A 22,994-nucleotide genomic window follows, 5' to 3' on the forward strand; every position below is an offset into this window, starting at 1 on the left:
ACGGCATTCCCAAAGAGCATTTTGAGCTATATTTGAAGGAGTGTGAATGGCGTTTCAACAACAGTGAAATAAAGTTTCAAATTTCTTTTTTAAAACAATTGGTAAAGAACTATTTATCCTAGTTATCTAGGACTGCCCCTTTGTTTTTTGCTGAAATGATGGTTTCGTGATTTTTGAGTATTCTCAAGAACGATGCGGCTTCGCCGTGCCTTTCGACATTCTTGACAACCCTCAATGGGTCTGCATGCAAAAAACAGAAAGTGTAAACAACGCTAGAATTTCCTACAGTTAATCCGCCATATATAACGAAAAACACTTATATTAAAACCAACCATTCTTTCCTTTTTTCAGACGGCGCCGATAAAGTAACGCCGTCAAAGTGCGGCCGAGGCCGTCTGAAAAAACAACAAGGAACACTTATGAGCACCAAAGACCCGCGCGCCAAACTGCCCGATGCGCCTTTAGCCGACAACGAGCGCTTAAAAGACCAAAGCCATTATCTCGAAGGCACCATCAAAAGCGACCTTTCAGACGGCCTCACCGGCGGCTTTAACGGCGACAACTTCCAATTAATCCGCTTTCACGGCATGTATGAGCAGGACGACCGCGACATCCGCGCCGAGCGCGTCGAGCAGAAACTGGAGCCGCTGAAAAACGTGATGCTGCGCTGCCGCCTGCCCGGCGGCATCATCCAGCCCCAACAATGGCTGGGCATCGACCAATTCGCCAGCGAGCGCACCATGTACGGCTCCATCCGGCTCACCAACCGCCAAACCTTCCAGTTTCACGGCGTGTTGAAAGACGACATCAAACCCATGCACCAATGGCTCAACGAGCTGGGCCTCGATTCCATCGCCACCGCCGGCGACGTGAACCGCAACGTGTTGTGCACCAGCAACCCCGTGGAAAGCAGCCTGCACGAAGAAGCCTACGAATGGGCGAAAAAAATCAGCGAACACCTGCTGCCGAAAACCCGCGCCTACGCCGAAATCTGGCTCGACGGCGAAAAACTGCATTCCACCGAAAACTTCGCCGAAGCAACGCCGCTGGCCGACGCCGTGAAAAGCGGTGATGCCACCGAACCGGTGCTGGGCAAAAACTACCTACCACGCAAATTCAAAACCACGGTGGTGATTCCGCCGCACAACGATGTGGATTTGCACGCCAACGATTTGAACTTCGTGGCCATCGGCGAAAACGGCAAACTGGTCGGCTTTAACGTGTTGGTGGGCGGTGGCCTCTCGATGGAGCACGGCAACACCAAAACCTATCCCAACACCGCCGTCGAATTCGGCTTCGTGCCGCTCGAAAAAACGCTGGACGCCGCCGCCGCCGTGGTTTCCGTTCAGCGCGACTGGGGCAACCGGACCGACCGCAAAAACGCCAAAACCCGCTACACCATCGAGCGCGTGGGCAAAGACGTATTTATCGAAGAAGTGGAAAACCGCATGGGCGCGAAATTCGAGCCGATCCGCCCCTACGCCTTCACTTCGCGCGGCGACCGCATCGGCTGGGTACAGGGCGAAGACAAAAAATGGCACCTCACGCTGTTTATCGAAAACGGCCGCCTGCTTGATTACCCCGGCCGGCCGCTGAAAACCGGTATGCGCGAAATCGCCAAAGTGCACAAAGGCGACTTCCGCCTCACCGCCAACCAAAACCTGATTGTGGCGGGCGTATCGTCGCGCGACAAAGCCAAAATCGAGCAAATCGCCCGCGAACACGGCTTAATCAGCGATGCCGTTACCCCGCAGCGTGAAAACAGCATGGCCTGCGTGTCGCTGCCGACCTGCCCCTTGGCGATGGCCGAAGCCGAACGCTTCCTGCCGCAGTTTACCGACAAAATCGACGCGCTGTTTGCCAAACACGGCTTGAGTCAAGAGCATATCGTGTTGCGCATCACCGGCTGCCCCAACGGCTGCGGCCGCGCCATGCTGGCCGAAATCGGCCTGGTGGGCAAAGCGGTGGGCCGTTACAACCTTTACACCGGCGGCAACCGCGAAGGCACCCGCATTCCGCGCCTGTTTAAAGAAAACATCACCGAAGACGAAATTCTCGCCATCATCGACGGCTGGCTGGGCGATTGGGCGGCCAACCGCGAAGAAAACGAAGGCTTCGGTGATTTCGCCGTGCACACCGGCATCGTCAAGCCCGTGCTCGACGCCCCGCGCGATTTCTGGGCGGCGTAAATGCAGTTTGATTTTGCCGCAGTAAAAATATCGGGCCGTCTGAAAAAGTTTTCAGACGGCCCGATATTTTTGTAAAATCACGGCTTTCCAATTTTCCGCAATCCGCCATGACCAACCAGCAACCGCCCAGCGACGCCGAAACGGCAGAGCAACACAAACGCAGCATCCGCAGCTTCGTGCTGCGCCAAGGCCATATGACCGCCGCGCAGCAGCGTGCCATCGACACCTTGTGGCCGCAGTTCGGCCTCGACTACCGCGCCGAACCGGCCGATTTGAACGCCGCATTCGGCCGCACCAACCCGAAAGTGCTGGAAATCGGCTTCGGCATGGGCACGGCAACCGTGGAAATCGCCAAGCGGCTGCCGCAAGCCGATTTTCTGGCCATCGATGTGCACGGCCCGGGCGTCGGCAATATTTTGAAGCTGATCGAAGAAGAAAACGTGGGCAATATCCGCGTGATGCGCCACGATGCGGTGGAAGTGGTGGAAAACATGCTCGCCGACGGCTCGCTCGACGGCATCCATATTTTCTTTCCCGACCCGTGGCACAAAAAACGCCACAACAAACGCCGCCTGATCCAAACCCCGTTTGTGGCCAAGCTGCTGCCCAAACTCAAAAGCGGAGGCTATATCCATCTGGCAACCGACTGGGAAGAATACGCCGTGCAGATGCTGGAGGTGTTAAACGGTTTCGAGAGCCTGCAAAACACCGCCGCCGATTACGCGCCCACGCCAGATTACCGCCCCGAAACCAAATTCGAGGCGCGCGGCAAGCGGCTGGGGCACGGTGTTTGGGATTTGGTGTTCGTGCGCAAAGATTGAGCGGCAAGCTTGAGATTGTTGCAGAATGCTGTGAGGCCGTCTGAAAGTTTTCAGACGGCCTCAAGTTTATCGTCAATCAATTTGAGAAAAAGCACATACGTCATACCCGGGCTTGACCCGGGTATCTCATGTTGCTGAAATTCAAGATATTCGGGTCAAGCCCGAGTATGACGACGGTTGGATATTTCAGACGGCCTGAGACCTTTGCAAAAATACCTTGAGGCCGTCTGAAATGCTTAGATTCCGTCATTCCCGCGTAGGCGGGAATCCAGCCTTAAAACCATCAAGTATTTTATTTCAATAACTTATGAAAAAAACGACTGGATTCCCGCCTACGCGGGAATGACGGGAAATAAATTTTTGTGATGGCTTTTTAATTTTGCAAGGGTCTCGGCCTGAGACCTTTCTTGCGCCAACCGCAAGGCGGGTTTAGCTGTTCAGCAGCCAATACTGCAAGCCTGCAAGCGTTTTGGCGTCGGCAACTTCGTTGTTTTTCAGAGCGGCTTTAACGGCGTCGCGGCTCATCAGCACGGTTTCGGTAAATTCGTCTTCGTCGTTTTTCAGGGTGCTGCCTTCGCGCACGCCTTCGGCTTGGTAGAGATACATCACTTCGTCGCAAAAGCCCGGGGCGGTGTAGAAAGTGTGCAGCAGTTTCACGCGTTCGGCGGTGTAGGGCGTTTCTTCGGCCAGCTCGCGCAGGGCGCAGACGGCGGGGTCTTCGCCAGCATCAAGTTTGCCGGCGGGCAGTTCGAGCAGGGCTTGGCCGCAGGCGTAGCGCCACTGGCGCACCAAAACCACTTCGTCGCTGCCGGTTACGGCCAGCACGCAGGCGGCACCTGGGTGGCGGATCACCACGCGGGTGCTTTCGTTGCCGTTGGGCAGGCGCACGGTGTCGCGGGCGATGTTGATGAATGAGCCTTCGAAAATCGGTTGGGAGCTGATGCGGGTTTCTTTTAAGTCCATTGTGTTTCCTTGTTCAGTCGAAAAGTGCGCTGCGGCCAACGGCTTCGGCCACGGCGCCGGTGAGTTTGCCGGCTTCGTGCGGGGTAACGGTGTAGGGCGGCATCAGATAGATCAGTTTGCCGAACGGCCTGATCCACACGCCTTGTTCCACAAAAAATTTCTGCATGGCGGCCATGTTGACGGGGCGGCGGGTTTCGACCACGCCGACGGCGCCGATGATGCGCACGTCGGCCACATCGGGGTGATCGGCAAGCGGGGATAAGGCCGTCTGAAAATGCCGCTCGATAGCGGCCACCTGCCGCTGCCATTGGTTGCGCTGCAATATCTGCATATTGGCTTCGGCCACGGCGCAGGCGAGCGGGTTGCCCATAAAGGTGGGGCCGTGCATAAACACGCCGGCTTCGCCGCCGCACACGGTTTCGGCCACATGGCGGCTGGCGGCGGCGGCGGAAAGCGTCATCATGCCGCCGGTGAGGGCTTTGCCGATGCACATGATGTCGGGCTGCACTTGGGCGTGTTCGCAGGCAAACAGTTTGCCGGTACGGCCGAAACCGGTGGCGATTTCGTCTAAAATCAGCAGGATGCCGTATTCGTCGCACAAGGTACGCACTTGGCGCAGAAATTCGGGGTGATACACGCGCATACCGCCCGCGCCCTGTACGATGGGTTCGAGAATCACGGCGGCAATGTCGTGGTGGTTTTTCGCTAGGGCCGTCTGAAACGGAATAATGTCGCCCGGCAGCCATTCGCCGTTAAAACGGCTTTGCGGGGCAGGGGCGAAGATGTGCTCGGGCAGAAAGCTGCGGTAGAGGCGGTGCATCGAATTAACGGGGTCGCACACGCTCATGGCGCCGAACGTGTCGCCGTGGTAGCCGCGCTCTATGGTGAGGAATTTGCTGCGCGCTTCGCCGCGCGCGTGCCAGTATTGCAGCGCCATTTTCAGCGACACTTCCACCGCCACCGAGCCGGAGTCGGCCAAAAAAATGCAGTCGAGGTTTGCGGGCAGCATGGTTTTCAGGCTGCGGCACAGGCGCACGGCGGGTTCGTGGGTGAGGCCGCCGAACATAACGTGCGGCATGGTTTCGAGCTGCCGCCGTGCGGCTGCGACCAGCTCGGGGTGGTTGTAGCCGTGTTGTGTGCACCACCATGACGACATGCCGTCCACCAGCCTGCGGCCGTCGGCCAGTTCGATATACACGCCTTCGGTGCGGGCGGCGGGGTAAACGGGCAGCGGATCAATCACCGAGGTGTAGGGGTGCCAGATATGGCGGCGGTCGAAATCGGAATCGGCGGGTGTGAACATGGCGGTTTGTGTGAGAGATGGAAAAGTGCGCTTAGGCCGTCTGAAACTTGTTGGTGGCGGGCGATTGTCGTTACCCGCCCGGTGTTACTTTTCGACCGGCAGCCCGAAATGCAGATAGCTGCGTTCGGTGGCCATGCGCCCGCGCGGGGTGCGTTGCAGAAAGCCCTGTTGGATCAGATAGGGTTCGATAACGTCTTCGATGGTGTCGGTGGATTCGCCGATGGCGGCGGCGATGTTTTCCAGCCCCACGGGGCCGCCGCCGAATTTGCCGATAACGGCTTCGAGGAATTTTCTGTCCATCACGTCGAGGCCTTCCGAATCCACATCAAGCATACCCAAAGCCGCATCGGCGGTGGCCGCGTCGATCAGGCCGCCGTTTTTCACTTCGGCGTAATCGCGCACGCGCCGCAACAGGCGGTTGGCGATGCGCGGCGTGCCCCTGCTGCGGCGGGCAACTTCCAGCGCACCTTCTTCGCCCATATTCAGTTGCAGAAGTTGGGCGGAGCGGGTAACGATGGTGGCCAGGTCGGGCGTTTCGTAAAATTCCAGCCGCGACACGATGCCGAAGCGGTCGCGCAGCGGGTTGGTAAGCATGCCGGCGCGGGTGGTGGCGCCCACCAGCGTAAACGGCGGCAGGTCGATTTTAACCGAACGGGCAGCGGGGCCTTCGCCTATCATGATGTCGAGCTGGTAGTCTTCCAGAGCGGGGTAGAGGATTTCTTCCACTACGGGGCTTAAGCGGTGGATTTCGTCGATAAACAAAACGTCGTGCGGTTCGAGGTTGGTGAGCAGCGCGGCCAAGTCGCCGGCGCGTTCGAGTACGGGGCCGCTGGTTTGGCGCAGGTTGACGCCCAGCTCTTTGGCGATGATGTGCGCCAGCGTGGTTTTGCCCAGCCCGGGCGGGCCGAACAGCAGGGTGTGGTCGAGCGCTTCGCCGCGCTTTTTGGCTGCTGCGATGAAAATCGCCAGCTGCTCTTTGGCTTTGGGTTGGCCGATATAGTCGGCCAGCGTTTTCGGGCGCAGGGCGCGTTCGAGCAGCTCTTCTTGGGCGGAGAGGCTTTGTGCGGCGATGATGCGCTGCGGTTGGGCGGCGGAAAGGTTGTCGGTTTGCAGCATAATTGTTTGTGTGTTGTGTGGAGGCCATCTGAAAGCGATTCGTTATTTATAGTGAATCCACTTACTTCGGTACAAGGCAGCAAGCCGAAGACAGTACAGATAGTACGGCAAGGCGCAGCAACGCCGTAACGGAGTAAGTGGGTTCACTATAGTTTTCAGACGGCCTTCGGGTTTGTTTGGCGGCTTACGCGGCGGCGCGCTGCCGCCAAACCAGATAATCCCGCAGCGGCGGCATGGGCGGGTTGATGCAGTGGGGGCAGACGCCGGTAACGTCTTCGTCGTCGTCGCTTTCGATATGCAGCGCGTTGGGGTCGAAACGCGCCTGCTGCATCACCGCCTGCGCCAAAGCCTGCGCCTGAACCACGTCAAACTCGAAACCGCTGAGGATTTCACGCAGCAGTTCGTGTTCTGCGGCGCTGAAGTTGCGGCTGTTGTCGCTGATCAGGCGGATATAGTCGCCGTTGCTGATTTTGCTGTGCAGTAAATCGGTGTGGTTGTTCATGGTGTCGGGTGTTTGCAAAAGGCCGTCTGAAATATAACGGCAGGTTGGGATTATAGCCGAAATTTAAACGCTTACAGCGTCGGTGTGCGCTTGCGCATCTTTTATCTGCCTGAAAATTCGCGTATTCTGCGCTTTTTATCCTATCGGAAAACTTTATGGAAGCTTTAAGCCGTTTCAGCCGCTTTGTCGGCCAAACTTTCGCCTTGTGGGCGGGCCTGTTTGCAGGCATTGCTTTTGCCGCGCCGGAAACCTTCAAATGGGTGTTGCCGCATATTCCGCTGCTGTTGGGTATCGTGATGTTCGGTATGGGGCTGACGCTCTCGCCCGCCGATTTTAAAATTCTCGGCCGTCATCCGAAAGCCGTGTTGGTGGGCGTGGCGGCGCAGTTTGTGATTATGCCGCTCACTGCTTATGCGCTGGCGGTGGGTTTTAACCTGCCGCCCGAAATCGCCGTTGGCGTGATTTTGGTGGGTGCCTGCCCGGGCGGCACGGCTTCGAACGTAATGACTTATCTGGCGCGCGGCAATGTGGCGCTTTCGGTGGCGGTCACTTCCATCAGCACGCTGCTGGCGCCCGTGCTTACGCCTGCGGTTTTCTACCTGCTGGCCAACCAGTGGCTGGATATTTCCGCCGGGGCGATGTTCGGCTCGATTGCCAAAATGGTGTTGCTGCCGATTGTGTTGGGCGTGGCCGCCCACTTGCTGTTCAGAAAGCAGACCGAGGCTGCGGTGGGTGTGCTGCCGCTGGTGTCGGTGGTGGCAATCGTGCTGATTATCGGTGCGGTGGTGGGTGCGAGCAAACCGAAAATCCTCGAAAGCGGGCTGTTGATTTTGGGGGTAGTGATTTTGCACAACGGCATCGGTTATCTGCTCGGCTTCTTGGCTGCCAAGCTGTGCAAACTGCCTTTTGACGCGCAAAAAACGCTGGCCATCGAAGTGGGTATGCAGAATTCCGGCTTGGGTGCGGCGCTGGCTTCGGCCTATTTCACGCCGCTGGCCGCCGTGCCCAGCGCGATATTCAGCGTGTGGCACAATATTTCCGGCTCGCTTCTGGCTTCTTATTGGGCGGCCAAGGCCGATAGGGAAAAAGAGAGCCGCAAGGATTCGGTGTAACAGGATATTGATAAATAAACAGGCCGTCTGAAAAGTTTTTCAGACGGCCTTTGGTTTTAACGGCAAGCTAAGAATCAGAAGCCCGCCTGTTTTTCTAAGGCTTCGACCAGTTTGTCGTCGAGATTAAGGGCTTGCGAGAGTTGAGACAAAAACACGATTTCCTTGCGCGCCAAATCGCCGCAAACCAAGCGTGCGGCAAGATAGGCTTCGGCTGCCAGCGCCTGGTTGCCGCCGATTTCGCGGGCGATGTCGGCGGGCAGGGCGGGGCGCTGCACTTCGTTGTCGACCCATTGTGCGGTTTCGGGATCGTTGCCGGTTTCCGCCTGAATCAGGCGGCGCTCTTCGTCTTCAATCAAACCGTCGGCGGCTGCGGCGGCAATCATGGTGCGCAGGATGATGCGCCCTGCGTTTTCGGCGGCTTGGCCGGAAGGCTCGAAAGCGGCTTGGTCCAACACGGTTTGCTGCGTGCCGCCGTTGTTGTTATTGTTGCGCTGCCAGTTTTGGTAGGCATGGTAGGCCAAGGCACCCAGTGCGGCCACGGAGCCGGCGGTAACGATTTTTTTGGTGTTTTTCTTTTTCAGAAACATAGAGGCCAGCCCGGCCACCGCCGCGCCGCCGCCGATTTTCGCAATCAGGTCGGAGTTTTTGCCGACGCTGCTGCCGGTTTTCTGAACAGTGCCTAAAACTTGGTTGAGCAGGTTGTTGAAGTTCATGGTTTTCCTTTTGTGCGTTAACGGTGGAGAACTTTAATATAAGGCATTGTTTGCGGGCTGCAAGCGGGTATTGTGTTAGAAATTGTTGGAAAAGATAAAAGAAATTTGCCGGGTGGCGGTTTGCACCGGCGTAAAAAAATCAGGTTTTCCGGAGAAGGGAAAACCTGATGGGTTGTTGCGGCGGTCTTTGCGGCTGTATGCGCCTTTGCCTTTCTTGTTTTTAAACGCCTTGTGGCGGAATAGGTTGGATTTTACCAGGGCCTTCAAGGCATTATCTTGAATTTTGCCTTTGTTGATTTCAATTTTGCGTTTGCTCATATCTGTTTCGCTATAAATGTTTTCAGACGGCCCGAATTTTAGCATATAGGCCGTCTGAAAAGATATAACATTATGTTTGAAAAGGAAATTGTGTTGTAAAACGGTTTGAAAGGCGTTTGTTTTCAGAAACGCCGTTTCAGCTGGCAGGCCTGCATGATGCTCACGGCCAGCTCTTCCACCGATTTGTCGGTGGTGTTGGTAAACGGAATGCCGTGGGCGCGGAACATGGCTTGTGCGTCGGAAACTTCGCGACGGCAGGTGTTCAGCTGCGAATAGGTGGAGTCGGGGCGGCGTTCGTGGCGGATGGCTTGCAGGCGTTCGGGCAAAATGGTGAGGCCGTAGAGCTTGTGTTTGTAGGGTTTGACCATGCGCGGCAGGTCGCTGCTTTCCAAATCGTCGGGCGTGAGCGGGTAGTTGGCGGCGCGGATGCCGTATTGCAGCGCGAGATACAGGCAGGTGGGCGTTTTGCCCGAACGCGAAACGCCCATCAGAATCACATCGGCGTCTTTCAAATCTTTGCCGCTGATGCCGTCGTCGTGGTTGAGCGAAAAATTCACCGCCTCCATGCGCGCATCGTAACGCTGCGTATCGCCGATGCCGTGGGTGCGGCCTACCGAATGGCGTGCGGTCAGGCCCAACTCGCGCTCGATGGTGCCGAGAAACGCATCGAAAAAGCTCAAATGCAGCCCATCGCAATTTTTGATGATGCTGCGGATTTCATCATTGATGATGCTGGTGAACACCAGCGGGCGCAGGCCGCTGTCGGCAGCGGCGGCATTGATAATCTGCACCATTGCGCGGGCTTTTTCAGGCGTGTCGATAAACGGATAGGTGGCGCGTTTGAAATTCACGCCTTCAAACTGGTCGAGCAAAGCCTCGCCCATGCTCTCCGATGTGATACCGGTGCGGTCGGAAATAAAAAAAGCAGAACGGCGCGCCATAGTTTTCCTCTCAAAAGCTGCTGATTATGTGACGGGTGGGTTGCGGTGCAAAAATATCCGCCATCATACTACACAATGCCCCGCCGACAAACTGTTCGGGTGCGGTGCAAACACCGCATCTGCGGTGTGTTTCCGCATCATTCGTTTCAGCCGGCCGCGGTGTTTGCACAGGGAGGGCCGTCAACGGCTGCGGCTTTCACTACAAACTGTTACAGCAAAACAATCATATTTTAAAATACACATTTAATTTAACAAAATAACAGTTTGTTGGTATTTTGTGCCAATTATCCAGCCGTTAAACAGCGGGAAAATTTTGTTAACTTATTTCAAATTCTATGTTTAACAAGGGTTAACAAAAAAACGAAAGCGGATTATCATATTGCTTCACGCCACTACACGGCACAATGTCGGCAATTTTTTCAGACGGCCGCTGTGTTTTTCTGCATAAAAACACATGACACTGCACGCCCGAGTGGTTAGAATACCCCGCGAATTCATTTCTTTTTTAACTTGTTTAATGGACTGAAAACATGGCTGCAAATTACGTGATTTGGTTTGAAAACCTGCGCATGACCGATGTGGAAAGCGTGGGCGGTAAAAACGCCTCTTTGGGCGAAATGATTAGCCAGCTTACCGAAAAAGGCGTGCGCGTGCCGGGCGGTTTCGCCACCACCGCCGAAGCCTACCGCGCTTTTTTGGCGCACAACGGCCTGAACGAACGTATTTCCGCAGCCCTGGCTGCCTTGGATGTGGAAGACGTTACCGAGCTTGCCCGCGTGGGCAAAGAAATCCGCCAGTGGATTTTAGACACGCCGTTCCCCGAAGAACTCGATGCAGCCGTTGAAGAAGCCTGGAACAAAATGGTGGCCGATGCGGGCACCGACCAGATTTCGGTGGCGGTGCGCTCTTCCGCCACGGCAGAAGATCTGCCCGACGCCTCCTTTGCCGGCCAGCAGGAAACTTTCTTGAATATCAACGGGCTGGAAAACGTTAAAGAAGCCATGAAACACGTTTTCGCCTCACTGTATAACGACCGTGCCATTTCTTACCGCGTGCACAAAGGTTTCGCCCACGATATCGTGGCTTTGTCGGCGGGCGTGCAGCGCATGGTGCGCTCCGACAGCGGCGCGGCCGGCGTGATGTTCTCTATCGACACCGAAAGCGGCTTCGACCAAGTGGTGTTCGTTACCTCTTCATACGGCCTCGGCGAAACCGTGGTGCAGGGTGCGGTCAACCCCGACGAATTCTATGTGCACAAACCCACACTGAAAGCAGGCAAACCCGCTATTTTGCGCAAAACCATGGGTTCCAAACTGATTAAAATGACCTTCACCGGCCAGGCGCAGGCCGGCAAATCGGTGCAGGTGGTGGACGTGCCCGAAGCCGACCGCAAAGCCTTCTCGATTTCCGACGAAGAAATCACCGAATTGGCCAAATACGCGCTGATTATCGAAGAACACTACGGCCGCCCGATGGACATCGAATGGGGCCGCGACGGCGTGGACGGTAAGCTCTATATTCTGCAAGCCCGCCCCGAAACCGTTAAATCGCAGGAAGACAGCACCCGCAGCCTGCGCCGCTACAGCATCAGCGGCGACAAGAAAATCCTTTGCGAAGGCCGCGCCATCGGCCAGAAAGTGGGCCAAGGCAAAGTGCGTCTGGTGAAAGACATTTCGCAGATGGACAGCGTGCAGGCGGGCGACGTGCTCGTTACCGACATGACCGACCCCGATTGGGAGCCGGTGATGAAACGCGCTTCGGCCATCGTAACCAACCGCGGCGGCCGCACCTGCCACGCCGCCATTATCGCCCGCGAGCTGGGTATTCCCGCCGTTGTGGGCAGCGGCGACGCCACTTCAACCCTTACCGACGGCCAAGAAGTTACCGTATCCTGCGCCGAAGGCGATACCGGCTTTATCTATGAGGGCCTGCTGAATGTGGAAGTAACCGATATCGCTTTGGACAATATGCCCAAATCGCCGGTGAAAATCATGATGAACGTGGGCAACCCCGAGCTGGCGTTCAGCTTCTCCGGCCTGCCCAACGAAGGCATCGGTTTGGCGCGTATGGAATTCATCATCAACCGCCAAATCGGCATCCACCCCAAAGCGCTGCTCGAGTTCGACAGCCAAGATGCCGATCTGAAAGCCGAAATCAACGACCGCATCGCCGGTTATGCTTCGCCGGTGGCTTTCTATGTGGACAAAATCGCCGAGGGCGTAGCCACATTGGCCGCATCAGTTTACCCGCGCAAAGTAATCGTGCGTATGTCCGACTTCAAATCCAACGAATACGCCAATCTGTTGGGCGGCAGCATCTACGAGCCGCACGAAGAAAACCCCATGCTCGGCTTCCGCGGCGCGGCGCGCTATGTTTCCGATGATTTCAAAGAATGCTTCGCATTGGAATGTCAGGCGCTCAAACGCGTGCGCGACGAAATGGGGCTGACCAATGTGGAAATCATGATTCCGTTCGTGCGCACGTTAAGCGAAGCCGAAGCGGTGATTAAAGCCTTGAAAGAAAACGGTTTGGAGCGTGGCAAAAACGGCCTGCGCCTGATTATGATGTGCGAACTGCCGAGCAACGCCCTCTTGGCCGAACAGTTCCTGCAATATTTCGACGGCTTCTCCATCGGCTCCAACGACATGACCCAGCTTACTTTGGGCGTGGACCGCGACAGCGGCGGCCCGATTGCCGGCACATTCGACGAGCGCAACCCCGCCGTGAAAGTGATGCTGCATCTGGCGATTTCCGCCTGCCGCAAACACAACAAATATGTCGGCATCTGCGGCCAAGGCCCTTCGGACCACCCCGATTTCGCCAAATGGCTGGTAGAAGAAGGCATCGAAACCGTGTCGCTCAACCCCGACACCGTGATCGAAACTTGGCTGTATCTGGCTAAAGAGCTTAACAAATAAGGCCGTCTGAAAACCGAACCGCCACATCTGTGATGAAAGATGCGGCGGTTTTTGCTTTGTTGTTGGCGGCTATGGCTAAACTGCTGACTTAGCAACCGTTCCGTCATGCTCGGATCAAGCCCGAGCATGACGTTCGCACTTTTTCTTAAGCGGATTAGCTATAACACAGGGGCTTTAAGATGAAGAAATGAGTTTTTAAAGTTTAAGGCCGTCTGAAAACATTTCAGACGGCCTTTTGCTTAAGCATGTTATTTCTTCAGATAACCTTTCAAATCGCTTAGAAACTGCGGTTCGAGTTTGATCAGATAGGCAATCAGCGGCAAATTGCCCGCCGCCACCACCAGATAAAGCAGGGTGATGCTGTCGAACAGCCACAGCAGGGCGGCGCTCAAGAGGGCGGCGGTTACCATAAACAGGCCGTTGACGATATTGTTGGCGGCCACGGCGTGCGCGCGGAAGGCGTCGCTGCTGGCGGTTTGCAGCCAAGTGTAGAGCGGCACCGAGAAAAAGCCGCCGAAAAAGCCGATGGCAATCATGGTGAGGATAACGGGGTAGGCGTTGGCCTGCGACAAAAACCAGCCCAAGCCTTGCAGCTCGGTAAAGCGTTGGCCGTGCGTGAGCCAAACCAGCAAAAGGCCGCTGGCGGTCAGGCCGAGCGCACCCACGGCCACCAAGCCCAAGTGCAGCCGTTGGTGGCTGACTTTGGCGCACAACACCGAGCCGGCGGCGATGCCGACGGAAAACAGCGCCAGCATCAGGTTAAACACGTTGTCGTTGCCGCCGAGGTGGATTTGCGTGAATGTGGGCAGTTGGGTGGTGTAGACCGAGCCGACGAACCAAAACCACGAAATGCCGATGATGGCGGCGTAGAGTTCGCGTTGGGCGAAGGTTTCTTTCAGTAGCACCCAAGTGCCTTTGACGATGTTGGGTTCGAGGCGGGCGGCGGGGTCTTTGGCGGGAACCGACGGCATAAACAGGCTGGTAACCGTGCCGGCCGCCGCCACCGCCACCACCATGATGCCGACGATATGGGGCGGAATGCCCGCCACCGCCGTGCCGAGAATCTGGCCGAACAGAATCGCCAGAAACGTGCCCGATTCGATCAGGCTGTTGCCCATAATCAGCTCTTTATCGTTGAGATAATCAGGGAGGATGGCGTATTTCAGCGGGCCGAACAGCGTGGATTGCGCGCCCATGCAAAACAGGCAGAACAGCAGCAGGGGGGCGGACTGTATGTAAAAGCCGAAAGCCGCCGCCGCCATCACCACGATTTCCAGCAGCTTGACCGCGCGCGCGAGTTTGGCTTTGTCGAACTTGGTGCTCAACTGCCCCGAAATCGCGGAAAACAGAAAATAAGGCAGAATAAACAGCAGCGCGCCGAGGTTGAGCATCTGGCTGGCGGGCAGGAAATCGTTGTGCCCCAGGCCGTAGAAGCTGATCATCACGAACAGCGCGGTTTTAAACAGGTTGTCGTTGAAGGCGCCGAGAAACTGCGTGCCGAAAAGCGGGGCGAAGCGGCGGCTGGTGGAGAAATTGAGGTTGTCTTTAAGGCTCATTTTGTTGTTTTTCTTGCGGTTTGTCGGCGGCTTGTTTGTCGGTGGAATCGTCGTCCATCAGAATGCGGTGCGCGGGGCCTTCCAAATCGTCGAACTGGCCGTTTTTGCCCGACCACCAGAAAAAATAGGCGATCAGAAACGCCAAAATGATGCTGATGGGTATCAGGATAAACACGCTTTCCATTACAGAGTTCCCGTTAAATCGTTGAGCACCAGCGTTTGGCCGGCAAGGGTCAGGTATTCGCCGCGTATGCGGCCGAGGGCGGCGTTGTCGTCAAACAGGGCGACATGGTCTTTCTCGAGCGCCCAATAAAGCGGCGTTCCGGTGTTTTGGCAGGCGGCAAGCGCGCGCACGGCGGCGGTTTCCTGCGGCGGGTTTTCGCTTTGCAGCTTCACGGCGAAACGCCCGCTTTGTGGCGGGTTTTCGGATTCGTTGTCGGGCAGCATGATGAAAAAGCCCAAATGATCGCCTTCTTGAGTGTGAATGCTGAAATAGTGCATGGTTTTCAGACGGCCTTTCAGGTGGGTTAATGTAACAGTTTGAGCGCGGGATAAAAAGGGAAAAATACGCAGAAACAAAGTGTTTTGCTTTTCAGACGGCCTGAACGGTTTTGGCCGTCTGAAACCTTTGCAGCCTTATTTGGGTTTGCTCGCCAGAATATTGATCACTTTTTTCGGCGCGGCGGCGGGCAGCCTGATTTCGCCTTCTTCTGCTTCGGTGCCGTCTGAAAACCGCTGCGGCACGGTTTCTTTATCGAAAGCCAAATCGCCGCCGTGTTTCAGTGTTTGGCCGCGCTGCAAACCGGCGAAGTCGAACAGTTCGGTGTCGGCCAGATGGGAAGGCACCACGTTTTGCAGGGCGGAAAACATGCTTTCGATGCGGCCGGGAAAGCGTTTGTCCCAATTTTGCAGCATTTCTTTAATCACCTGCCGTTGCAGGTTGGGCTGCGAGCCGCACAAATTGCAGGGGATAATCGGAAACTGTTTAAGCTCGGCATAGCGCGCCAAATCTTTTTCTTTCACATAAGCAAGCGGGCGGATAACGATGTGTTCGCCGTTGTCGCTCACCAGCTTGGGCGGCATGGCCTTGAGTTTGCCGCCGTAAAACATATTCAGAAACAGGGTTTCGAGAATATCGTCGCGATGGTGGCCCAGCGCGATTTTGGTGCAGCCCAACTCTTTGGCCGCGCGGTAGAGCACGCCGCGGCGCAGGCGGCTGCACAGCGAGCAGGTGGTTTTGCCTTCTTCAATCACGCGCTTAACCACCGAATAAGTGTCTTCTTCGATGATTTTATACGGCACGCCGATGCTTTCGAGATATTCGGGCAAAACGTGTTCGGGAAAGCCGGGCTGCTTTTGATCGAGGTTGACGGCCACCAGCTCGAAATCCACCGGCGCGGAGGCCTGCAACTGGCGCAGGATGTCCAAAAGCGCATAGCTGTCTTTGCCGCCCGAGAGGCACACCATGATTTTGTCGCCGTTTTCAATCATATTGAAATCGTTGACGGCATCGCCCACGGCATGGCGCAGGCGTTTGTTCAGCTTGTTGTTTTCGAGTTCGTGTTTGGTTTTTTTAGACATGGCAAAAAGCGGGCGGGCAAAAGCCGTGATTGTACCCCAAAACCGGTTAGGCCGTCTGAAAACCATAGCTCCGACACAGGCTTGCCGAACCGGGTTTGCGGCATTAAAAAATGTTTCCCCGCCGCTGCCTTTGCGCCTGCCCGGCGGTTTCCAAACCGCCCGCAAACCGCGGCGAACCGTTTTTCAGACGGCCTGACAAACTTTCCGCCGCTGGGCTATAATCGGTTCCGATCTGTTTCTCTATCCCACGGAAGAGCTTTATGAAAAAGATTTTGTTAGCCGCCGCCGTGCTGATGGTGGCCGCCTGCGGTTTCCACTTGAAAGGCACGGGCGGCATATCCGGCGCGCTGCCTTATCAGTCGTGGCACGTTGCCAACGGCCAATCCATGCAGCAGCCGCTCGAAAACGCCTTGCGCCGCGCCAGCGGCAAACCGGTGGGCGCAGCCGAAGCGCAGGCTACGGTAACCGTAAACCGTATCGGCACCCGCCGCGATGTGTTCACCGTTACCCGCGCCGCCGTCATCAACGAATACCTGCTGGTGTTGCAGGTGGAAGCGCAGGCCGGCGTAAACGGCCAACCCGTGGGCGAACCGATAACGGTGCAGGTTGAGCGCAAAATGGATTATGCCGACAGCGAAGTGTTGGGCAAGGCCGAAGAAGAAGGCACCATTTGGTCGGAAATGCGCGACGATGCTGCCGAACAAATCGTGCGCCGCCTCACCTTTTTGAAAGCGCAGTAATGCCGGTGATGAACATCGGCGAGCTGTCGCCCGATCTGCCGCTCAAGCCCCTGTATGTGATACACGGCGAAGAAGATTTGCTGCGTGTGGAAGCTTTGGACAGCCTGCGCGCCGCCGCCAAAAAGCAGGGCTATCTCAACCGCGAAGTCTATACCGCCGACAACGCGTTCGATTGGAACGAACTTCTGCAATCGGCAGGCAGCATGGGGCTGTTTGCCGATTTGAAACTTTTGGAAATCCACATTCCCGGCGGCAAGCCCGGCAAAAACGGCGGCGACGCGCTGCAAACGCTGGCCGAACGCCTGCCCGAAGACACGGTAACCGTGGTGATGCTGCCCAAGCTCGAGCGCGCCCAAACGCAGGCCAAATGGTTTGCCTCGCTGGCGGCGCACGGCGTGGTGCTGGAAGCTAAAGCCGTTACCGGCGCCGCGCTGCCGCAATGGATACGCGGCCGTCTGAACCGTCTCAACCTCGATATCGAAGCCGATGCGCTGGCGCTGTTTGCCGAGCGCGTAGAAGGCAACCTGCTGGCCGCCAAACAGGAAATCGACAAACTCGCCCTGCTGCACCCCGCAGGGCATCTGGTCAACATGGCCGATGCCGAAGCCGCCGTTGCCAACGTAGCCCGTTTCGATGTGTTCCAGCTTGCCGGCGCATGGATGGGCGGCGACGCCCCCCGCGTGGCGCGCCTGCTCGAAGGTTTGGAAGCGGAAGGCGAAGAACCCGTGCTGCTGTTGTGGGCCGTAGCCGAAGACATCCGCACCCTTATCCGCTTAACTGCCGCCCTCAAGCAGGGGCAGAGCGTGCAGGCTGTGCGCAACAGCCTGCGCCTGTGGGGCGACAAGCAAACGCTCGCGCCGGCGGCGGTCAAACGCATCAGCATCAACCGCCTGCTCGCCGCCCTGCAAGACTGCGCCCGCATCGACCGCATCATCAAAGGCGCAGAAGAGGGCAACGCATGGGCCGAATTCAAACATCTGGTTACGGGATTGGCGGGATAAGGCTATAATGCGCCTGTTTTTCAAAAAGGCCGTCTGAAACCTTTCCGCCGCGCGGCAACTGTTTTCAGACGGCCTGTATCGAACCGTGAAGATTGTAAGGAACACCCACATGGATAACAAAACCAAACTCCGCTTGGGCGGCCTGGCCGTTTTGGCCACGGCCGTGCTGAGCCTGATATTCGTTTTATTCACCGATTCGTGGCCGGTGGCCATTTTGCTCGCCGTTGCCGTGATGGCGGGCGTTATCGGCGGCATGATCTGGACAACGCGCCGCCAGCAGCGCCAGTTTCTCGAACGCCTGAAAAAGTTTGACATCGACCCCGAAAAAGGCCGCGTCAACGAAGCCAACCTGCGCCGTATGTACCACACCGGCGGCCAGGCGCAGAAAGATGCGGTTACCATCATCTGCCTGTCGCAGAAATGCTCGGTGGAAGAGGCGCACGCCATGATGAAAAACCGCCCGACCCGCCAGCAGATGAACCAAATGGCGCAGCAGCAGATGAAAGGCCAGCGCAGGCCGCACCGCTGATGGGGCATTACGGATAACGGCAGGCCGTCTGAAAGATTTTTCAGACGGCCTTGTTTATATAGTGGCTTAAATTCAAAATAGGACAAGGCGCCGAGCCGCAGACAGTACAAATAGTACGGCAAGGCGAGGCAACGCTGTACTATTTTGAATTTAAGTCACTATAACTTGGATTACTCGGTTCGTACTTTCTTCACTTCATAACCCAGAAAGGTTTCGCGTACCATTGCTATTCCGCCGCATTTCTGCACACATCCACCGCTTCCTGCAAACTGGCCACGCCGAAAATCTGCAAGTTGGGAAACTCTTTCGGATTGCGCGGCAGGTTGGCTTTGGGCACCACCGCACGTTTGAAACCCAGTTTTTCCGCTTCTTTCAGCCGCTCCTGCCCGCGCGCGACGGGGCGCACTTCGCCGCTTAGGCCGATTTCGCCGAAGGCCACCATTTTTTCGGGCAGCGGGCGGTTGCGGAAGCTGGATAACATGGCGAGAATAATCGCCAAGTCGGCCGCCGGTTCGTTGATTTTCACGCCGCCCACGGCGTTTAAAAACACATCTTGGTCGAAGCAGGCAATGCCCGCGTGGCGGTTTAAAACGGCCAGCAGCATGGAGAGACGGTTTTGTTCGAGGCCGACGGTAAGCCGCTTGGGCGTAAAGCCGTGCGCGTCGTCCACCAGCGCCTGAATTTCCACCAACAGCGGGCGGCTGCCTTCCTGCGTAACCAACACGCACGAGCCGGGCACGTCGTCGCGGTAGCTGGCCAGAAAGATGGCCGAAGGGTTGGACACGCCTTTCAAGCCGTGTTCGGTCATGGCGAACACACCCAATTCGTTGGCCGCGCCGAAGCGGTTTTTGATGGCGCGTATCATGCGGTAGTTGGAATGCTGGTCGCCCTCGAAATAAAGCACGGTATCGACCATGTGCTCCAGCACGCGCGGGCCGGCGATGGCGCCGTCTTTGGTAACGTGGCCGACCAATATCATGGCAATGCCCATCTGCTTGGCCATGCGGGTAAGCTGGGCGGCGCATTCGCGCACCTGCGACACCGAGCCGGGCGCGGAGGTGATTTGGTCGGAATACATGGTTTGAATCGAATCGATAACGACAACGGCAGGCTCGTGCTGTTTCAAGGCCGTCTGAATTGCTTCCATGCGGATTTCGGCCAGCAGGTTCACGCCTTCGCTTTTCAAACCCAAACGCTGCGCGCGCAGCGCCACCTGCTGCGCCGATTCTTCGCCCGACACATACAGCACCTTTCGGCTTTTCGCCATCACCGCCACGGTTTGCAGCAGCAGCGTCGATTTGCCGATGCCGGGGTCGCCGCCGAGCAGAATCACCGCCCCGCCGACCAGGCCGCCGCCGAGCACGCGGTCGAGTTCGCCGATGCCGGTCGGCTCGCGCGGCACTTCGATGGCGGTAACCTGCGACAAATCCTGCACTTGCGCCGTATCCGCCGCCCACGATTGGAAACGTGCGTTTTTCGGCTCGGGCGCGGCAAGGCTTTCTTGCAGCGTGTTCCATTCGCCGCAATGCGGGCATTTGCCCTGCCATTTGGGCGCGGTGCCGCCGCATTCGCTGCATTGGTAAACGGTTTTCGGGGCTTTTGCCATAAGGGTTCCTGCTGAATGGTGGAGGCCGTCTGAACGGCTGCGCAAAAAAGCGATTGTAAGCGCAAAACCGCGCCGGATATACCCTTAAGCGCCAAAAAATATCCGCATATCTTTATTTCAAACACACATAATATGCATTTGTTATTATTTCAACAGGATAATGTTACCCGTGTTGAAACCATGAAAAAAGCCGCATATTCCCATCTGTTCGCCGCCGTTTTAGCCGTTTTCGCCCTGCCGGTTTCCGCCGACACGCGTGTGCCCGACAAACAGGCGCAATACGAGCTGGCGCTGGCCTATGAAACCGGCAGCGGTGTCGAACAGAACCACGAACGCGCCGCCAAACTGTATCTCAAGGCTGCCAGAAAAGGCCATGCCGGTGCACAGGCACATTTGGGCACCATGTATCACGAAGGCCGCGGCGTGAAAGAAAACGCCAAAACGGCGGTGTCGTGGTACCGCAAAGCCGCTTCGCAGGGCAACGGCCATGCCCAAAACAACCTCGGCCGTATGTATTTTTACGGCTACGGCGTGGCGCAGGATTACAAACAGGCATTCGAGTGGTTTAAACAGGCGGCCGAAAGCGGCGACGACACCGCCCAGAAAAACCTTGCCTATATGTATGCGCACGGCACGGGGGTGGAGCAGGATATGAAACAGGCCGCCCATTGGTATGAACAGGCTGCCAAGCAAGGGCTGGCGGAGGCGCAGGCGGAAATCGGCTTTCTTTACGACGAAGGCCGCGGCGTGGAAGCCGACGCGCAGAAAGCCGCCCTGTGGTACACGCAGGCCGCCGACCGCGGCAGCGCGGTGGCACAATATAATTTGGGGCATATGTATTTGGAAGGCCGAGGCGTGGTGAAAAATGTTGAGAAAGCCCATGCGCTGTTCCAGCAGTCGTGCAGCGGCGGCGACGAAGACGCGTGCAAACTGGTATCGCAGGCCGCGCAGGGCGGCAGCTGAACGGAGGGTTTGGCGGCAGCCGCAGCAAAGCATCCGTTCGGAGTTTTTGTAAAATATATTCAGGCCGTCTGAAAACCATTTTCAGACGGCTTGAAACATTTGCAAAATTCTTTTCGATACTTTAAAACATTTGCGTCATACTTTGGCTTGCTCCGGGCATCTGCTGTTCCTTTCGCAATAAAAAGATACTCGGGTCAAGCCTGAGTATGACGTATGTCATTGAGGTGCCGGTATGGCCTGCAAAGGCAGGCGGATCGGTTTGCCGACACTTAAGGGTAAGGCGCGGTGTTGGCGCATTCAAACCGTTTCTTTCACCGCACTGTGCAGCAATTTCCCGCCCATCAAGCCAAGCAGAATGCCTGCGGTTTTATCCACATAAAAAGCGACTTTGCCGAAGGCGCGACGCACTTTGTGTTGCGAGAGCACGAATATAATCATCGCATCCCATACGAAAACCAACAACACCATCCATACGCCCAAGGCAACGGTAAGCCCCATGCTGATTTGCGGGGTCAGCACTACGGAAAACAAGCTTAAATAGAAGACAATGTTTTTCGGATTGGACAGGCCCGAGGCTATGCCGAGGAAAAACTCCGCCCAAAAAGACGGCGCTGCTTTTTGCCCGACATCCTGCGGTGTTTGCGTGATAAAGGCGTAATCGCTGCGTTTGGCGCGCAATACGCCGTATGCCACATAGAGCAAAAAAACACCGCCTAGATTTTCAAGAGAAACATCAGCCATATGGAATGGGCAATTGCCGCACCCACACCGACCATGCACAAAACAATGTAGATACCGTTTGCCAAGGCGATACCCAAGGCCACACCGACTGCACGGCGGCGGTTGTTGCGCAGGGTGCTGCGGATGACGAGTAAAAATCCGGCCCGGGGCTGATTAAGTCCAAGAAATGTGCGGCGACCACAGTGGCGATAATGACGGCGCTTTCGTTCATGTTGTGTAGGAAAAGGTCGGGTTGTTTACACAACAGGTTGAGAAAAATAAGCCTGTAAAACCTCAAAAGGGTGTCGCCTTTCAGGCTCTTGTGGGGCTTGACGGTGTTATAAAAGTTAACAAAACGACATAACTCTTTTTGCCGGTGCGCCGAATCCTTAAACGGATGCTTGTCATGCCGCATTTCCATTAAGGTGCGGATAACCCGCTTGGCTTTACCATTGGTTTGCGGCCGGGCAACACGGGTGAATTTTTGGCTTATGTTGTTTTGCACACAGGCAATGCCAAACGGGTGCCCCGCATTGCCGCGATATTCCGCACCGTTGTCGGAATAGGCGCATTCGATGGTATAGGGACAACAATCTGTCACATCGCGCAAAAGAAATTTGGCTGCGCCGGCTGCTGTACGGTCCGGCAATATTGCAGCATACAGCTCGCGGGAAAAATCATCAATGGCAACAAACAGATAATCCCGAGGGTCGGCTGCTTTTTGGTTTTGCAGCAAAGGCAGCCGTTCGGTATCGAAATGAACCGTTTCGCCGGGATGGGATCGGTTGTAACGCTTTGCCTGTTTTTTGAGTTTCTCTTCGATTTCCCGCTCAACTTTGGCCAGGCGTTTCATGCCGTATTTGGCTTGTTTAAAGCGGTTGTTGGTGCTTTTTTGCGGGGTGAGTAGCCGCAACCGGGCTGCTTTGAGTATGCGGTAAATCGTTACTCTGCTGACACGGTATTGTTGTGCCAACGAAGTTACACTGATTTTGTCTTGTGTATAAGCGCGCCAAATGGCCTGGCGGTTATGCGGGGTTAGCCGGGTATTTTTATGGATGTTCATGCAGTATTGTCTTTCAAATACTGTAAACAACGCTAGCTTTTCCTACAGACTATTTCGATACAAGGCAGCAAGCCGCAGGCAATACAAGTAGTACGGCAACGCCGCAGCGGAGTAAGTTAATCCGCTATACGGTTGCGGCCTTGATTTTTTACCGTTTAAACCTTATAATGTAGGAAATGGTCGGGTTGTTTACACAACAGGTTGAGAAAAATAAGCCTGTAAAACCTCAAAAGGGGTGTCGCCTTTCAGGCTCTTGTGGGGCTTGACGGTGTTATAAAAGTTAACAAAACGACATAACTCTTTTTGCCGGTGTGCCGAATCCTTAAACGGATGCTTGTC

The 22,994-nt window shown here is 56.1% G+C and carries 23 protein-coding genes and 2 pseudogenes; 10 read left to right on the forward strand and 15 right to left on the reverse strand.

Annotated features, from left to right (window positions below; translation table 11 throughout):
- The 3 genes and pseudogenes from NQ012_RS11645 to trmB form a co-directional block, all read left to right on the forward strand.
- A pseudogene (locus NQ012_RS11645) lies at positions 1-122 on the forward strand (IS1595 family transposase); the annotation flags it as partial.
- Between the two features lie 297 nt (positions 123-419).
- Positions 420-2,189 (forward strand): assimilatory sulfite reductase (NADPH) hemoprotein subunit, encoded by a 1,770-nt coding sequence (cysI, locus tag NQ012_RS11650; protein WP_257067746.1) that lies wholly within the window; start codon positions 420-422, stop codon positions 2,187-2,189.
- Positions 2,190-2,296: 107 nt separating this feature from the next.
- Positions 2,297-3,010 (forward strand): tRNA (guanosine(46)-N7)-methyltransferase TrmB, encoded by a 714-nt coding sequence (gene trmB / locus NQ012_RS11655; protein WP_257067747.1) that lies wholly within the window; start codon positions 2,297-2,299, stop codon positions 3,008-3,010.
- A 429-nt stretch (positions 3,011-3,439) separates the two neighbouring features.
- Here trmB and NQ012_RS11660 read toward each other — a convergent pair whose 3' ends face one another.
- The 4 genes from NQ012_RS11660 to NQ012_RS11675 all read right to left on the reverse strand — a co-directional run bounded on the left by NQ012_RS11660 (position 3,440) and on the right by NQ012_RS11675 (position 6,894).
- Positions 3,440-3,973, reverse strand: a complete 534-nt coding sequence (locus NQ012_RS11660) for an NUDIX hydrolase (RefSeq protein WP_257067748.1) — start codon at positions 3,971-3,973, stop codon at positions 3,440-3,442.
- A gap of 13 nt (positions 3,974-3,986) precedes the next feature.
- Complete coding sequence (bioA, locus tag NQ012_RS11665; RefSeq protein WP_257067749.1) at positions 3,987-5,276, reverse strand: adenosylmethionine--8-amino-7-oxononanoate transaminase; 1,290 nt, start codon at positions 5,274-5,276, stop codon at positions 3,987-3,989.
- Positions 5,277-5,360: 84 nt separating this feature from the next.
- Positions 5,361-6,392 (reverse strand): Holliday junction branch migration DNA helicase RuvB, encoded by a 1,032-nt coding sequence (gene ruvB / locus NQ012_RS11670; RefSeq protein WP_257067750.1) that lies wholly within the window; start codon positions 6,390-6,392, stop codon positions 5,361-5,363.
- 184 nt (positions 6,393-6,576) lie between these two features.
- Positions 6,577-6,894, reverse strand: coding sequence for a hypothetical protein (locus NQ012_RS11675; protein ID WP_257067778.1), 318 nt, complete (start codon positions 6,892-6,894; stop codon positions 6,577-6,579).
- 155 nt (positions 6,895-7,049) lie between these two features.
- On the opposite strand from NQ012_RS11675, the gene NQ012_RS11680 reads away from it, so the two are divergent.
- The gene (locus NQ012_RS11680) at positions 7,050-8,006 is read left to right on the forward strand and encodes a bile acid:sodium symporter family protein (RefSeq protein WP_257067751.1); all 957 of its coding nucleotides are present in this window, start codon (positions 7,050-7,052) and stop codon (positions 8,004-8,006) included.
- A 74-nt stretch (positions 8,007-8,080) separates the two neighbouring features.
- Here the strand turns inward: NQ012_RS11680 and NQ012_RS11685 are convergent, their stop codons facing one another.
- The 3 genes from NQ012_RS11685 to ppsR form a co-directional block, all read right to left on the reverse strand.
- On the reverse strand, positions 8,081-8,719 hold the full coding sequence (locus NQ012_RS11685; protein WP_085365729.1) for a tellurite resistance TerB family protein: 639 nt from the start codon (positions 8,717-8,719) through the stop codon (positions 8,081-8,083).
- Between the two features lie 75 nt (positions 8,720-8,794).
- Positions 8,795-9,082, reverse strand: a complete 288-nt coding sequence (locus NQ012_RS11690) for a ribosome alternative rescue factor ArfA (protein ID WP_373566652.1) — start codon at positions 9,080-9,082, stop codon at positions 8,795-8,797.
- 77 nt (positions 9,083-9,159) lie between these two features.
- Complete coding sequence (ppsR, locus tag NQ012_RS11695; RefSeq protein WP_085365730.1) at positions 9,160-9,978, reverse strand: posphoenolpyruvate synthetase regulatory kinase/phosphorylase PpsR; 819 nt, start codon at positions 9,976-9,978, stop codon at positions 9,160-9,162.
- Positions 9,979-10,508: 530 nt separating this feature from the next.
- Between ppsR and ppsA the strand changes: the two genes are divergently transcribed.
- Positions 10,509-12,896, forward strand: a complete 2,388-nt coding sequence (ppsA, locus tag NQ012_RS11700; protein ID WP_257067757.1) for a phosphoenolpyruvate synthase — start codon at positions 10,509-10,511, stop codon at positions 12,894-12,896.
- 248 nt (positions 12,897-13,144) lie between these two features.
- Here the strand turns inward: ppsA and NQ012_RS11705 are convergent, their stop codons facing one another.
- The 4 genes from NQ012_RS11705 to ttcA all read right to left on the reverse strand — a co-directional run bounded on the left by NQ012_RS11705 (position 13,145) and on the right by ttcA (position 16,033).
- Positions 13,145-14,452 carry an MFS transporter gene (locus NQ012_RS11705; protein WP_257067759.1) on the reverse strand — a complete coding sequence of 436 codons (1,308 nt, stop codon included), beginning with the start codon at positions 14,450-14,452 and terminating at the stop codon, positions 13,145-13,147.
- Positions 14,442-14,636, reverse strand: a complete 195-nt coding sequence (gene ccoS, locus NQ012_RS11710) for a cbb3-type cytochrome oxidase assembly protein CcoS (RefSeq protein ID WP_257067761.1) — start codon at positions 14,634-14,636, stop codon at positions 14,442-14,444. Before ccoS ends, NQ012_RS11705 begins: the two co-directional genes overlap by 11 nt.
- On the reverse strand, positions 14,636-14,953 hold the full coding sequence (locus NQ012_RS11715; protein WP_257067779.1) for an HLGFF motif protein: 318 nt from the start codon (positions 14,951-14,953) through the stop codon (positions 14,636-14,638). Before NQ012_RS11715 ends, ccoS begins: the two co-directional genes overlap by 1 nt.
- Before the next feature lie 135 nt (positions 14,954-15,088).
- On the reverse strand, positions 15,089-16,033 hold the full coding sequence (ttcA, locus tag NQ012_RS11720) for a tRNA 2-thiocytidine(32) synthetase TtcA (RefSeq protein WP_257067763.1): 945 nt from the start codon (positions 16,031-16,033) through the stop codon (positions 15,089-15,091).
- 260 nt (positions 16,034-16,293) lie between these two features.
- On the opposite strand from ttcA, the gene NQ012_RS11725 reads away from it, so the two are divergent.
- From NQ012_RS11725 to NQ012_RS11735, 3 genes are all read left to right on the forward strand, one after another.
- Positions 16,294-16,773 carry an LPS-assembly lipoprotein LptE gene (locus NQ012_RS11725; RefSeq protein WP_257067765.1) on the forward strand — a complete coding sequence of 160 codons (480 nt, stop codon included), beginning with the start codon at positions 16,294-16,296 and terminating at the stop codon, positions 16,771-16,773.
- The gene (gene holA / locus NQ012_RS11730) at positions 16,773-17,774 is read left to right on the forward strand and encodes a DNA polymerase III subunit delta (protein WP_257067768.1); all 1,002 of its coding nucleotides are present in this window, start codon (positions 16,773-16,775) and stop codon (positions 17,772-17,774) included. The genes NQ012_RS11725 and holA overlap by 1 nt, the downstream gene beginning before the upstream one ends.
- Positions 17,775-17,883: 109 nt before the next feature.
- Positions 17,884-18,303 (forward strand): hypothetical protein, encoded by a 420-nt coding sequence (locus NQ012_RS11735; RefSeq protein ID WP_085365738.1) that lies wholly within the window; start codon positions 17,884-17,886, stop codon positions 18,301-18,303.
- A gap of 226 nt (positions 18,304-18,529) precedes the next feature.
- On the opposite strand, the gene radA is transcribed toward NQ012_RS11735, so the two are convergent.
- On the reverse strand, positions 18,530-19,909 hold the full coding sequence (gene radA / locus NQ012_RS11740) for a DNA repair protein RadA (RefSeq protein ID WP_257067770.1): 1,380 nt from the start codon (positions 19,907-19,909) through the stop codon (positions 18,530-18,532).
- A 180-nt stretch (positions 19,910-20,089) separates the two neighbouring features.
- Between radA and NQ012_RS11745 the strand changes: the two genes are divergently transcribed.
- The gene (locus NQ012_RS11745) at positions 20,090-20,872 is read left to right on the forward strand and encodes a tetratricopeptide repeat protein (RefSeq protein WP_257067772.1); all 783 of its coding nucleotides are present in this window, start codon (positions 20,090-20,092) and stop codon (positions 20,870-20,872) included.
- 297 nt (positions 20,873-21,169) lie between these two features.
- Here NQ012_RS11745 and NQ012_RS11750 read toward each other — a convergent pair whose 3' ends face one another.
- Positions 21,170-21,613, reverse strand: coding sequence for a LysE family translocator (locus NQ012_RS11750; protein WP_257067774.1), 444 nt, complete (start codon positions 21,611-21,613; stop codon positions 21,170-21,172).
- 5 nt (positions 21,614-21,618) lie between these two features.
- On the opposite strand from NQ012_RS11750, the gene NQ012_RS13200 reads away from it, so the two are divergent.
- The gene (locus NQ012_RS13200) at positions 21,619-21,747 is read left to right on the forward strand and encodes a hypothetical protein (protein WP_445013499.1); all 129 of its coding nucleotides are present in this window, start codon (positions 21,619-21,621) and stop codon (positions 21,745-21,747) included.
- 102 nt (positions 21,748-21,849) lie between these two features.
- Here the strand turns inward: NQ012_RS13200 and NQ012_RS11755 are convergent.
- A pseudogene (locus NQ012_RS11755) lies at positions 21,850-22,655 on the reverse strand (integrase core domain-containing protein).
- A 189-nt stretch (positions 22,656-22,844) separates the two neighbouring features.
- Positions 22,845-22,994: integrase core domain-containing protein (locus NQ012_RS13095; protein ID WP_257065795.1), on the reverse strand; the 150-nt coding region annotated here is incomplete at its 5' end.

The organism is Neisseria dentiae (assembly GCF_024580525.1).
Classification (GTDB): domain Bacteria; phylum Pseudomonadota; class Gammaproteobacteria; order Burkholderiales; family Neisseriaceae; genus Neisseria; species Neisseria dentiae_A.